This is a genomic window from Paraburkholderia sp. USG1 (assembly GCF_031570135.1).
GTDB lineage: Bacteria > Pseudomonadota > Gammaproteobacteria > Burkholderiales > Burkholderiaceae > Paraburkholderia > Paraburkholderia dioscoreae.
Map to the genome: position 1 here is coordinate 51,655 of NZ_JAMWXW010000016.1, position 12,435 is coordinate 64,089.

Here is a 12,435-nt window from a genome sequence, read left to right on the forward strand (position 1 = left end):
CTGATTAGCCTCTGATCATGCGGAAAAGCGGCGCCAACACCCATTCGGCAATCGTTCTACGCTCGATGACGATGCTCGCCGTGGCCCGCATGCCGGGCAAAATATCGAAATGCTGTTTGCCGTAGTCGAACGTCTTGCCGCGCAGCGTCGCCCACGCCAGGTAGTCGCCGTCTCCGCCCGCTTGAGCGGCAAGGGAGCCTGGCACGCCCGGAAGAGAGGGAGACGACTGCATGGTCGTGTCCGATATGGCGTCGATGCGTGCTTCGTAGCTGCCGAATTTCGCGTAGGGAAACGCGTCGAATTTGAGCCGTACAATCTGGCCTTTCTCGACGAAGCCTCGACGGCGCGACGGAATGCGCAGCGCCGCCCGCAATGCGCCCTTGTCGTCTGTCGCAATGACGAGCGCGATGTCGGAGGCTTCCAGCGTATGGCCCGCCACGAGCCTGGAAAACGTGACGACGCCTGCCTGCGGCGCTGAGATCGTTGCGTCCTGGCGCGACTGTTCGAAGCGCATCTGGATTTCCTGAATGCTTTGTTCGTGCCGCGCGTCGTTCTCTTTCAGTTGTGCATTGAGGTCGATCAGCGTGCCGCTCAGCGTGGAAATCTCGCCGAGCAATTGTTCGCGGCGCGCCACGCCCTGGGCAATGGCGACCTTGACCTGATGTTCGTCGGCACTCGCCTGCTCGATACGATCGGCGGTGACGTAGTCCGACACCGACTTGAGGCGCACGAGTTTTTGCTGCGATTCGCCGGAAAGCTGGCGGTTCTGGGTGATCTGCTCATCCAGCGCAACGAGTTCCGCTTTACGGCTCGATCCGGTCAGCAGCGAAGCATCCCGCTGCGCGGTGAGCTGTGCCTTGCGCTGCGCGTATTGCGCGTCTGCCACACGAATCTGCTCGTCGCGCATTTGCGAATCGAACAGGGTGCGCTGCCGGCCGTCGCTCGACAACGACAGGTCGCGCTGCAAGGTGAACAAGGGCGACCCCGAAGTCACGCGCTCCGAAGGACGCACGTACACCGACGTCACGAGTCCGCTCAAACCACGTACCTTCACTTCTGATGGCGATACGATTTCGCACTGCACGTCCTGCTTGAGTTCCACTTCATGCAGAAAGCCGAAGCCGATAGCGACGACCACGATCGCCGATGTGGCATAGGCGATCCATCGCCAGGAAATGTCCTGGTACTGCGGAATACTGGTTGGGTCCATGACTGTCCTGCCGTCTCTCTTCCGAAGACGAGATGGGTATTTCCGGCGCTAGCCGCGTGAATTATCTGGCCGGCGCAAATGCGTACATTGAAGGATGTCCGGCAATCAGCGAGCGTGAATAGTTGTCTCTCAGACCCTTCTCTATACAGTCGGCGACACGCTGCGGCGCATCGCTACGCGCCAGTTCGAGCGGATCGAATACAACGGCGCTAAAACGCCCATGTTCGAAGCGCAGATAGAACGGCAACAGCAGCGCGTCGAGCGGCGCGCCCATGCGAAATACGCCGTTATGAATTCGCGCTGAGCGGCCGAAAATGGATACGCCGACCGTCTCCATGGGATAGCCGCTCAGCGTGAACGGCGGTGCATCGGAGAACAGCACGACAACACCGTTGCGTTTGAGCGAGCGCGCCGCACGCAAACCCAATCCGCTGCGGTTCGTTTCGCTATAGGTGTGGAGGATGTCGATGTGCGGAATCATCGCCTCATCGCTTCCGTAGATATTCTGCGGAACGCCCGATACGACACCGAGGGACGCGAGACCGAGCTGCTTGCGCAGTTCGTCGATCAGGTAAATGTTTGCGTATTGAGAGACGTAATGAAACGGCGAAACGATGACCGGCCGCTCCGGTGTCGCTTTTTTTGCCTTCCTGATGGTCTGCGCCAGAGTGCTCGCCGCGCGCTGCAAATCCGGCCACGCTTCCGCGCGATTGCGCTGCCGCCCGAAATGTAGCCGCTGATCGATCAGTTTCTCGAGCACCCTGCCCGGCAGCACGCGGCGTGCATCGATATGTTCGAGCTTCAACACGTCGCGCCCGACTTCCCGCCGCTCAATACCGTTCCAGCGGAGCCTCGCGTTGAAGCGACTCCTCAAATACCACGCTGAAATAGCAAGCGGCTCGATCGCGCGCAGCGGAATGCGCGAGAGGCAAGCGCCCCGGAGCCGGTCGCGGCTGTGTCTCGCACCGCGCCCGAAAGTGCCGGGCAACGCGCGCAACGCTTTGAATAACCTCATGCTTGTTCCTTCGTCACGGTGACATAGCCGTTCCGCGGGAACGCCATAATTCGTCTTCTGAACGCGAAGCCCAACCGTTCACGATCGGGCTTCGCGAGACTGCGAGCGGACGATCAGCCCACCCTTACACCGCTATCGCGACGCTGCTTAGGCGCGCGAACCCGACTGTGCTGCCGGTGCTGCTGCCGGTGCCTTGGTCGGCGCTGCCGCCTTCGGCGAGCTCGCCGGTGCGCAGCAGCACTTGCAGCAGCCGCCGGCGATTTTCGATTGAGCCAGTGCGTTACGATCGATCTTTTGCATTTTCTTGCCTTTTATTTAAAAAATTAAAGTTAGTACAACTACAGCGACAAACTACGACCTACAAACATGGCTTTGCCTCTTGCGAAGCTCGGCCAATCCTTGAATCCTTTAGCGACCCGCTCTGCACGGAGTCTCTGAAGATCGCGACTCCAGATCCTGTTGGCGAGCGCCGGTCGACATTAGTGATGCCCGTTCCCGCGCTCCACATCCGACCATGAGACAACCGAATTGCGTGCGTACACCTTCATGGGAACGGCATTCATGAACAGCATCAGGCGTTCGGCCCCTTCCGTCTGGTTCGCGGTTGCGATATTCGAAGCGATGCTGTCGTCCGCGGAGGGAGGCGCGTCGCCGAGAACCAGTTGACCTTTCAACGACGGAATGTCGCGCTGCCGGTAAGCCGCGATGTTCTGATATGACGTGCCTGGCCTCGTGATGGACTGGAGGGCGCCCCGCTCGCGCACTTGCCAGTTGCCGATACTGGCGCCGGCAGTGAAGCCGGAATAGTTTTGCGTATCCGCCGCCCCTTGCCCCGACGTACGAAACGTACTGAAAGCGTAGCCGAGCGCCGCCGACGGACTTTGCGCACACGAATTCACGATACATTCGCTCCCAGCGATTGCCTGCCCCGACTCCGTAGCGGAAGCACTCGCGCCATCGTCACGCTGATCGTTGAACTGGGCGCTGCCATCCATGACGGTCTGCGCATGTCCAGGCGCCGACACACAGACGCCGAGCGCACCTAACATCAGCGCATGGGTGCGCCGCTGCGCTCGCCTGTTCATTTCCCGCGTGAATTCGGACTGTCTTTTAGCCGCCATTTCAAAACTACCAATGTTTGTTCTGCGCGTGACGATATGCACACCCGCCTGCATGACGACGATGATCGCCCCGCGCAAAAAACATGCGGCAGGTGTCATCGGCGTCGGAACGTTCTTTTCAGGTTGTTCAGGTTGCCCAGAGCAACGTGTAAAAGTATCCGCGCTGGCGGTCTCGCCAGTTGTAAGATTTCACCGAGAAAACGTCGGAATTTTCCCAAAGATGCCGATAGATTGACCGGCGACATTGACGTTGAATGAAACTGACACCGTGTCGAGTGAAGACACCTGCCGAACAGAGATTCGCGCCTCTCAGAAGTGAAAAGCGGAGTTGTGACCGAAACGGCCGCGACGCTGGTTCGCGGCCTGCAACGTTATGAAGCACTGGAAGAACTACACCGAATATCCGCTGAAAACGGCCTGCGCAGCCCGCATCTAAAGCGCGAGAACCGTCACCCCCACTTCCACCCGATGCGCACCGCCACCGAGAATCATTCCGCGCAGCAACGACACGTCGCTGTAATCGCGGCCAATGGCAAGCGTTACGTGATCCACATCGGCAAGTACGTCGTTGGTCGGATCGAGATCGATCCAGCCGCTGCCGGGGCAATGCACCGATACCCATGCGTGCGACGCATCCGCGCCAATCAAACGCGGCTGTCCCGGCGGCGGGTCGTTGCGCAGATAGCCGCTCACGTAGCGCGCCGGCAAACCCAGCGAGCGCAAACAGCCGATCATCACCTGCGCGAAGTCCTGACACACGCCGCTCTTCAATTCGAAGGCGCGTTCGGCGGGCGTATCGAACATGGTCGCGGAAGGCTTGTAGGCGAAGTCTTCGTGAATGCGGTGCATCAGATCGATCGCGCCGGCGGCAATGGGCATGCCCGGCGGAAAGCTCGGCAATGCATAGGCGCGCAGCGACGGCCGCGGCACGATGTTCGGCGACGCGAAACAGAACTCCACCTCGGGCCGGAACTGGCCGCCGACGCGAAACCGCAGCGCGTCGGCCACGTCGTCCCATTCGGGTGTCGCCTCGGGATCGAGGTCGGTCCAGCGCGGCGTGAGCGACACAGTGGTTTCGCTGACGAGCTGCAGGCGCTCGTGCGGCGCATCGAGCGCGAAATACAGGACGTCGTTGCCGAATGCGTCGATCCGGCTATTCAGATACGACGGTTCGGGTTCGATCTTCTCGCTGTGCGAGACCACGCGTTGCCACGAGCAGGCAATCGGCCGGATCGTCGCGAGATGCTGCGCGGTCTCCACATACGTGGAATACTGGTAAGTGGTGCGATGCGAGACGGACAGCACAGTCGGCGCGTTCTTCATGACCATACCTGCGAGGCGACCGTGCTGGCGTGACTGAAATAGCGCGCGCTGATTTCATGCGCGGCCGCGCCGGCAAACCCGCCGATCTGATCGCATACCGCAATCAGATTGCCGTAGGCGCCGTCTTCGTCGACGGCGCACAGCGATTCGAGCGACGGCAACGAATCCGCCGGCGCCATCAATTCGGCGAACGGACGATGCCGCGTGCTGCCCGCCGCCACGGCGATCTCGTCGAGCTTTTTGCGCAGACGCTCGTATACGCCGTAAATACCGCGCGGATTGGTCGGCTCGATGACCAGCAGATCGAGCAATGCCGGCACTTCGAAGCGCCCCGGATAGAGCGAGCGATACGTGAGCGTGCTGTCGAACAGCTGCAACAGCAGATCGAAACCGGCGGGCGTGGAGAGCTGGCCTTTATCGGCGACCACGCGCAGGAACGAGGTCATCGCCGAGACGCGCTCGATGTGACGGCCCACGAACAGCAGGCGCCATGCTTCGTCGCGTGTCATGCGGTCGCCCTGTGCGCCGCTGATCGCCGACAACTGCACCGACAGCCGTTCGAGCGCGTTCATCAACGTAACGCGATCGTAACGCTCGTAGCGTTCGCCGCGGCCGTTGCCGTTACTGCCATTGCCTTGCGAGGCACCCCCGATGTACCCCGGCGCCGGCATCAGCGTCTGCAACGCGTCGCGAAAATCGTTGCGCGCCGCGAGAATCGTGCGCCAGTGGTCGTTCGACAGACGCCCGCGCACTTCCCCGTTCGAGCGCGCCTGACAGCTCAGGTTCTGGCCGATGCTCGCGGCGCCCGTGCTCTCGCTCAGATTGGCGACCAGCGCACGCTCGAAGGCTTGCGGCGAATGCGGCGAGAACATGTCGCCGGACTGCACGAGCCCGCAATGCATGGCGAGTTCGACCAGGGTCGGAAACATCGCGTCGGCGTCGTTGCCTTCCAGCGAGCCGAGAATCAGGCGCAGCAGCCGCACGTTGTTCTCGGCCCGCTCGCCGTAACGTCCGGCCCAGAACAGGTTTTCCGCCGCGCGACTCGACACCGTGCGGTGCTTGCGCGCGAGGTCGGCAGGCTGCATGGGCGAAGGCAGCAGCGTGAAGGTCGAAGTTGGCTGGCTCGACAGCACCCACGTATCGACGCTGCTGCCGCCGTACTGCATGGACACCGTGGTCTGGCGTTCGGCGGCCATGCGGGTGAAGCCGCCCGGCATCACATGCCAGCCGCCGTTGACGTCCGCGATCGCATAGACGCGCAGCACCGACGGACGGCGGCCAATGGTGCCGTCTTCGTAACGCGGCGTGCAGGAAAAGCGCTGCGCCTGCTGGATCGTATAGGTGTCGGGCATGGCTTCGATACGCTCGCGCCACGTGGACAACCGCTGCCGACCCTGCTCGATGCCGGGCGGCGCATCGCGCGCGGCGACCGGCCACGTGGGCACGATGAGCGCTTCGTCGAGACGCGCGAAGACATGATTGCGCGCCGCTTTCTCGCCGCACCACCACGTCGGCACGCTCGGCAATACGAGATCCTCGTCGAGCAGCACCTCGGCGATGCCCGGCAGGAAGCCATGCAAGGCCGGCGATTCGACAAAGCCGGAGCCCGGCACATTCGAGACGATCACATTGCCCGCGCGCATCACCTGCAGCAAGCCGGGCACGCCGATGCTCGAATCGGCGCGCAGTTCGACCGGATCGCAGAACGCGTCGTCCAGACGCCGCAGCACCACGTGCACGCGTTCGAGGCCGGCGAGGGTCTTCAGATAGAGCTTGTCGTCGCGCACGGTCAGATCCTTGCCCTCGACCAGCGTCACGCCGAGATAGCGCGCCAGAAACACGTGCTCGAAATAGGTTTCGCTAAACGGCCCCGGCGTGAGGAAGGCGATATGCGGCGAACGGTCGACGCCTTCGCCGTCGTCCCGCATCGTGGCCTGCGCCGCCTGCACGAGGGTTGCGATCAGTTGCGAATAGGTCGGCGCGAGCCGGCTCACGCGCATGGCCCGAAACGGATCGGCGAACAGCGTCGACACGATCAGGCGGTTTTCCAGCGCGTAACCGAGCCCGGACGGCGCCTCGGTGCGATGCGCCATCACGGTCCAGTCGCCGTTGGGCGTGCGCGCCAGATCTACCGCGACCACCTGCAGATATTGGCCGCCCGGCGGCGTGAAGCCCTTCACCGAGCGCAGATAGCCCGGATGGCCGAACACCAGCGCGGGCGGCAGTTGCCCGCGCTCGAGCAAGGTCTGCGGGCCGTAAATATCCGCGACGATCGCGTTCAGCAGATGCGCGCGCTGCGTCACGCCGCGCTCGATATGCGCCCACTCGTCCTCGCTGATCAGGAACGGCAGCAGGTCGAGCGCCCACGGCCTCGGCTCGCCGTTGTCCGCGTAGACGTTGTAGCTGATGTCGTTGTCGCGGATCTGCTGCGCGACCGAGGCGAGATGATCGTCGAGCCGCGCGATCCCGACTTCGCCCAGCCGTTCGAAGAATTGCCGCCACGGTTCGCGCAATGCGCCCGAGGCGTCGCGTAACTCGTCCCAATGTCCCTCGTGGGCCGGCAGCAGGCGCAACAGGGACGAAGCGTCCGCGCGCGCCGCGGACGTTTCGAAGGGAAAAGTCGATTGAAAGGCCAAGGTCGTGTCGTTTTAAGAGTGTGCTGGTTTTACCAGTAGCGCAGATCCAGTGTGAAAGGAAACTCCAGACTGCGCTGCGGCGCATCGACCTTGAGCGGCCCCGGCGTATGTCCCGACGCGAAGAAGCGCGCGCGCCGCCGGCTTTCCGCCTCATAGGCGTTGATCGGGAAGGTCTGGTAATTGCGCCCGCCCGGATGAGCGACATGATACTGGCATCCGCCCACCGAGCGGCCACTCCATGTATCGACCAGATCGAAAGTGAGCGGCGCATCCACGCCGATGGTCGGATGCAGCGCCGACGGTTGCGACCACGCGCGAAACCGCACGCCGGCCACATACTCGCTGACGCGGCCGGTCGGCTGCAACGGCACGGGCACGCCGTTGACGGTCAGGACATGGCGGTTGTCGTTCAGGCCCAGCGCGCGCACTTCGAGCCGCTCCACCGACGAATCCACGTAACGCACCGTGCCGCCCGCCGAGCCCTCCTCGCCCATCACGTGCCACGGTTCGAGCGCGTTGCGGATCGTCAGCGAGACGCCGTTCACCGTGGTCTCGCCGACCAGCGGAAAGCGGAATTCGAAGTGCGGCGCGAACCAGCTGCTGTCGAAGGCGAAGCCCGCGCGGTTCAGTTCGCCGAGCACGTCGTCGAAATCCATCTTCACGAAGGTGCCGAGCAGGAAGCGATCGTGCAGCTCCGTACCCCAGCGCGTGAGCCGCTGCGTGTACGGCGTATGCCAGAAACGCGCCACCAGCGCGCGCAGCAGCAGTTGCTGCGCGAGACTCATGCGCGCGTGCGGCGGCATTTCGAAGCCGCGCAATTCGAGCAGGCCGAGACGGCCGGTCGGGCCGTCCGGCGAATAGAGCTTGTCGATGCAGAACTCGGCGCGGTGCGTGTTGCCCGTCACGTCGATCAGGATGTTGCGCAGCGACCGGTCGATCATCCACGCCGGCAGGCTCGCACTTTCGCGGCCGCCGAGCATGTCGATCTGCCGCTGCAATTCGCGCAACGCCACTTCGAGCTCATAGACCTGATCGTTGCGCGCTTCGTCGACCCGTGGCGCCTGGCTGGTCGGCCCGATGAACAGCCCGGAAAACAGATACGACAGCGACGGATGGTTGTGCCAGTATGCGATCAGGCTAGCCAGCAGATCGGGACGGCGCAGGAACGGACTGTCGGCGGGCGTCGCGCCGCCGAGCACGAAGTGATTGCCGCCGCCGGTTCCGGTGTGGCGGCCATCGGTCATGAACTTCTCGCTGCTGAGATAGCTTTCCGCCGCCGACTGGTACAGATACTCCGTGTGGTCGACCAGTTGATCCCAGTTTGCCGCGGGATGGACGTTCACCTCGATCACGCCGGGGTCCGGCGTGACCTGCAGCATTTTCAGGCGCGCGTCGCGCGGCGGCGGATACCCTTCGAGCACTACCTGCATGCGCAACTCGGCGGCCGTCGCTTCGACGGCGGCGAGCAGATCGAGATAGTCGTCGAGTTCGGTGAGCGGCGGCATGAACACATGCAGCAGCGTGCGGCCGCTGCCGAACGCGTCCGTTTCGGCCTTCGGACCGGCCGCGCGCTTCGGGTCGCGCGCTTCGACGCAAATCGCCGTACGAATGGTTTCCTTCGACGACTGCCCGCGCGCCGGCACCTCCTGATCGCCGGGCTGACCTGCGTAGCCCACTACGCCGGCACCGGGCATACCGCTCAGCAATTCCGCCGCCGAAGACGACAGCGCCGCCGCGCGCCGCGCATCGGCGGGGCTCAGGCTGCGCTGCTGGCCGTCGTATTGCATACGCAACTGCGCGGCCGAACGCAGCGGCACGGGCGGCGCAAACGGATCGTGCGCGTGCTGATACGGATAGTCGGTCTTCGACACCCACGGCAGCGAATCGAGCGGCAGGCGATAGCCCATCGGCGAATCGCCGGGAATCAGGAACATGCGCTCGTCGCGGAAAAACCAGCGGCCGCTGACCCATTTGGGCGACTCGTGCGGCTCGTCGCGCTCGCGCGCCAGCGGCAGCACGTAACCGGTCGCGCCGCCTAGCCCCGCGTCGAACACGCGGCGCAGACGCACGCGCTCCAGTTCGTCGTCGAGGCGCGCGTCGAGCGGATCGACGTTGACCGGCAGACGGCGCTCGCGCCACAGGTAGTACCAGACGTCCTCGAAGCCGGGCTGGATGCAGTCCGTGTCGAGCGCCAGTCTGGCCGCGAGATGCGCGAGGAAGCGTCGCGCGTCGGCCGCCGTGTAGGTGCCGGGCTCGCGCTCGTCCGCGAACAGCGCCGGATTGTGCCAGCACGGCTCGCCGTCGGCGCGCCAGTACAGCGACATCGCCCAGCGCGGCAATTGCTCGCCCGGATACCACTTGCCCTGGCCGATATGCAGGAAACCTGTCGCGCCGTAACGCGCGCGCAGCTTCTCCATCAGCGCGACCGCGTAGGCGCGCTTGGTCGGGCCGAGTGCGTCCGTATTCCATTCGGCGGCGTCGCGATCGCGCACCGACACGAAGGTCGGCTCGCCGCCCATCGTCAGACGCACGTCCATGTCAGCGAGTTTCTGATCGACCTGAGCGCCCATTTTCAGCACGTCGGCCCACACCGCTTCGCTGTACGGCCTGGTGACGCGCGGCGTCTCCAGCACCCGCTCGATCGACATAGTGTGTTCGAACTCGACCTCGGACTCGTCGACGGCGCCGGAGATCGGCGCCGCGCTGCCCGGCTCGGGCGTGCAGGCGACGGGGATATGCCCTTCGCCCGCCAGCAGCCCGGACGTCGGATCGAGGCCGATCCATCCGGCGCCCGGCAGATAGACCTCGCACCACGCGTGCAGGTCGGTGAAGTCGACCTCGGTGCCGCTGGGGCCGTCGATGGATTTGACGTCGGGCGCGAGTTGCAGCAGATACCCGGACACGAAGCGCGCCGCCAGCCCCAGTTGCCGCAAGGTCTCGACCAGCAGCCAGCCCGAATCGCGGCACGAGCCCGCCGCGCTCACGAGCGTTTCCTCGGGCGTCTGCACGCCCGGCTCCATGCGGATCAGGTAACGGATCTCGCGTTGCAGCCTCTGATTCAGCGCGACGAGAAAGTCGGCGGTGGCGGCCGGCGTGCGGTCGATACTCGCGACGAACTCGGCGAAGCGCGGCGTCATGGGCCGCTTGACGAGGTACGGCGCGAGTTCCAGCGCGAGGCCGGGCGAATAGTCGAACGGGAATTGCTCGGCCGAGGGCTCGAGAAAGAAGTCGAACGGGTTGTAGACGGCCATCTCGGCGATCAGATCCACCGTCACCTTGAATTCGCGCGTCTTCTCGGGGAAAACGAGCCGCGCCTGATAGTTGGCGAACGCGTCCTGCTGCCAGTTGATAAAGTGTTCAGCCGGCTCGACCCGCATCGAATACGCGAGGATCGGGGTCCGGCAATGCGGCGCAGGCCTGAGACGCACGACCTGGGGCGACAGTGAAACCAGCCTGTCGTAACGGTAATGTGTGACATGATGCAACGCGACGCGTATGGACACACCGGACTCCTGGACGAAGGATGGCAGCCCGCCAAAAAGCAAGCTTCATGCCGTTTATTGAACAACTGCGAAAAACCGTGTGAACGGCCCGTACCGCCCGGATCATCGCGTGCCGTGAAGTTTGCCGCACCTGGCTTGCGGTCCGGTCGATCGAACAGAGCGCCCTTCCCCGGCCATTTCCGTGGCCGCGCACCAAAGCGGCGCAACGCTCATGCACGATCATGCACGTAATGTGCGTTAAACCAGTGACGTCTGGCAAATGCGGCATGAAGATTGCGACACTGTTCGCCCATGATTGCCATCCCACCTCCCAGGCTCGACCGATGAAAACCTTCCACTGCAATCATTGCTCGCACCTTGTGTTCTACGAAAACGTTCGTTGCGAACGTTGCGAGTCATTGCTCGGCTATGTGCCTGAACTGGCGGAAATCAGCGCGTTCGAAGACGCCGGCGAAGGACGCTGGCGCAGTCTGCATCCGGGCGCCGAAGGCGCGCTGTTCCGCCAATGCCATAACTACGCCGTCGAGAACGTCTGCAACTGGATGATCCCTGCCGAGTCCCCTGACGTGCTGTGCCGCGCCTGCCAGCTGACCCTGACGATTCCGAATCTGAGCGCGCCGGACAACCGGCTCTACTGGTATCGGCTGGAGATGGCCAAACGGCGCCTGCTGTACACCCTCGCCGAACTCGGCCTCGACGTGAAGTCGCGCCAGGCCGATCCGGAGCATGGCCTTGCCTTCGAATTCCTGGAAGACGGCGGCGACGGTTCGCGCGTCATGACGGGCCATGATAATGGCCTCATCACGCTTAATATCGCCGAGGCGGACGATGCGTACCGTGAGAAAGTGCGTACCGCGATGGGCGAGCCCTACCGCACCTTGCTCGGCCACTTCCGGCATGAGACCGGGCACTACTACTTCAGCCAGCTGGTGGAGAACAACCCGCGCTGGCTGGAGCCGTTCCGCAAACTGTTCGGCGACGAAAGCGCCGACTACGGCGAGGCGCTGAAGGCCTACTATCGGGACGGTGCGCCGGCGGATTGGCAGGCGTCGTTTATCAGCGCGTATGCCACGATGCATCCTTGGGAAGATTGGGCCGAGACGTGGGCGCACTACATGCTGATCGTCGACGTGCTGGATACATCGACCTCATACGGCGTTGCGCTGCTACCCGACGACCCCAGCGAGCCCACGCTGACCGATCGCACGCCGGTGGAAGACGCCAGCTTCGAGAATCTGATGAAGCGCTGGTTTCCGCTCACCTATGCATTGAACAGCCTGAACCGGAGTCTCGGCATGCCGGACGGCTATCCGTTCACGCTCGCCGCGCCGGTGGTGGAGAAGTTGCGCTTCGTGCATCGCGTGATCGAGGCGGCTTGCGACAAATCCGTGCCGCGCGAAGCGGCGACGCCGCCGGGGCAGGCCGCTGCGGCGCAAGGTGGGAAGCAGCCGGCGGCGGTTGAGGTTTCAACGGCTACACCACAACCGGTGGACGCGCCGCCGCTGCAGCCTGTGGCGCAGCCAGCCGCCAAAGTGGTGACATCACAGGCTCCGCCACCGCCTGTGGACGCGTCACCCGTGCAGCCCTCGGGGCAGCCAACCGCCCCGGCTATAGCCGCCCAAGCTCC

7 protein-coding genes and 1 pseudogene are annotated in these 12,435 nt (G+C 63.8%); 2 read left to right on the forward strand and 6 right to left on the reverse strand.

Annotation, left to right across the window (positions count from 1 at the left end):
* Positions 1–4: 4 nt before the first annotated feature.
* From NE850_RS21530 to NE850_RS21540, 3 genes are all read right to left on the reverse strand, one after another.
* Positions 5–1,210, reverse strand: coding sequence for an HlyD family efflux transporter periplasmic adaptor subunit (locus NE850_RS21530; protein WP_165189089.1), 1,206 nt, complete (start codon positions 1,208–1,210; stop codon positions 5–7).
* Positions 1,211–1,271: 61 nt separating this feature from the next.
* Positions 1,272–2,225, reverse strand: a complete 954-nt coding sequence (locus tag NE850_RS21535) for a hypothetical protein (RefSeq protein WP_165189091.1) — start codon at positions 2,223–2,225, stop codon at positions 1,272–1,274.
* A 479-nt stretch (positions 2,226–2,704) separates the two neighbouring features.
* Entirely contained in the window at positions 2,705–3,310 is a 606-nt protein-coding gene (locus NE850_RS21540) for a hypothetical protein (protein ID WP_310699386.1), read from the reverse strand.
* Positions 3,311–3,398: 88 nt separating this feature from the next.
* Between NE850_RS21540 and NE850_RS21545 the strand changes: the two genes are divergently transcribed.
* Positions 3,399–3,581 (forward strand): hypothetical protein, encoded by a 183-nt coding sequence (locus NE850_RS21545; protein ID WP_157187717.1) that lies wholly within the window; start codon positions 3,399–3,401, stop codon positions 3,579–3,581.
* 197 nt (positions 3,582–3,778) lie between these two features.
* Here the strand turns inward: NE850_RS21545 and NE850_RS21550 are convergent, their stop codons facing one another.
* The 3 genes from NE850_RS21550 to NE850_RS21560 are packed head-to-tail and all read right to left on the reverse strand — an operon-like array spanning position 3,779 to position 10,808.
* Positions 3,779–4,669, reverse strand: coding sequence for a transglutaminase family protein (locus tag NE850_RS21550; RefSeq protein WP_007178003.1), 891 nt, complete (start codon positions 4,667–4,669; stop codon positions 3,779–3,781).
* The gene (locus NE850_RS21555; protein ID WP_007178004.1) at positions 4,666–7,305 is read right to left on the reverse strand and encodes a circularly permuted type 2 ATP-grasp protein; all 2,640 of its coding nucleotides are present in this window, start codon (positions 7,303–7,305) and stop codon (positions 4,666–4,668) included. Before NE850_RS21555 ends, NE850_RS21550 begins: the two co-directional genes overlap by 4 nt.
* Before the next feature lie 29 nt (positions 7,306–7,334).
* Positions 7,335–10,808 carry a transglutaminase family protein gene (locus NE850_RS21560; protein WP_310699387.1) on the reverse strand — a complete coding sequence of 1,158 codons (3,474 nt, stop codon included), beginning with the start codon at positions 10,806–10,808 and terminating at the stop codon, positions 7,335–7,337.
* A 323-nt stretch (positions 10,809–11,131) separates the two neighbouring features.
* Between NE850_RS21560 and NE850_RS21565 the strand changes: the two are divergent.
* Positions 11,132–12,196, forward strand: a pseudogene (locus tag NE850_RS21565) (putative zinc-binding metallopeptidase); the annotation flags it as partial.
* Positions 12,197–12,435: the final 239 nt, after the last annotated feature.

Bases quoted from the DNA above. Each gene is read 5' to 3' on its own strand.
- NE850_RS21530 (WP_165189089.1), bottom strand. From the start codon at position 1,210: ATGGACCCAACCAGTATTCCGCAGTACCAGGACATTTCCTGGCGATGG.
- NE850_RS21545 (WP_157187717.1), top strand. From the start codon at position 3,399: ATGACGACGATGATCGCCCCGCGCAAAAAACATGCGGCAGGTGTCATC.
- NE850_RS21535 (WP_165189091.1), bottom strand. From the start codon at position 2,225: ATGAGGTTATTCAAAGCGTTGCGCGCGTTGCCCGGCACTTTCGGGCGC.
- NE850_RS21540 (WP_310699386.1), bottom strand. From the start codon at position 3,310: ATGAACAGGCGAGCGCAGCGGCGCACCCATGCGCTGATGTTAGGTGCG.
- NE850_RS21550 (WP_007178003.1), bottom strand. From the start codon at position 4,669: ATGAAGAACGCGCCGACTGTGCTGTCCGTCTCGCATCGCACCACTTAC.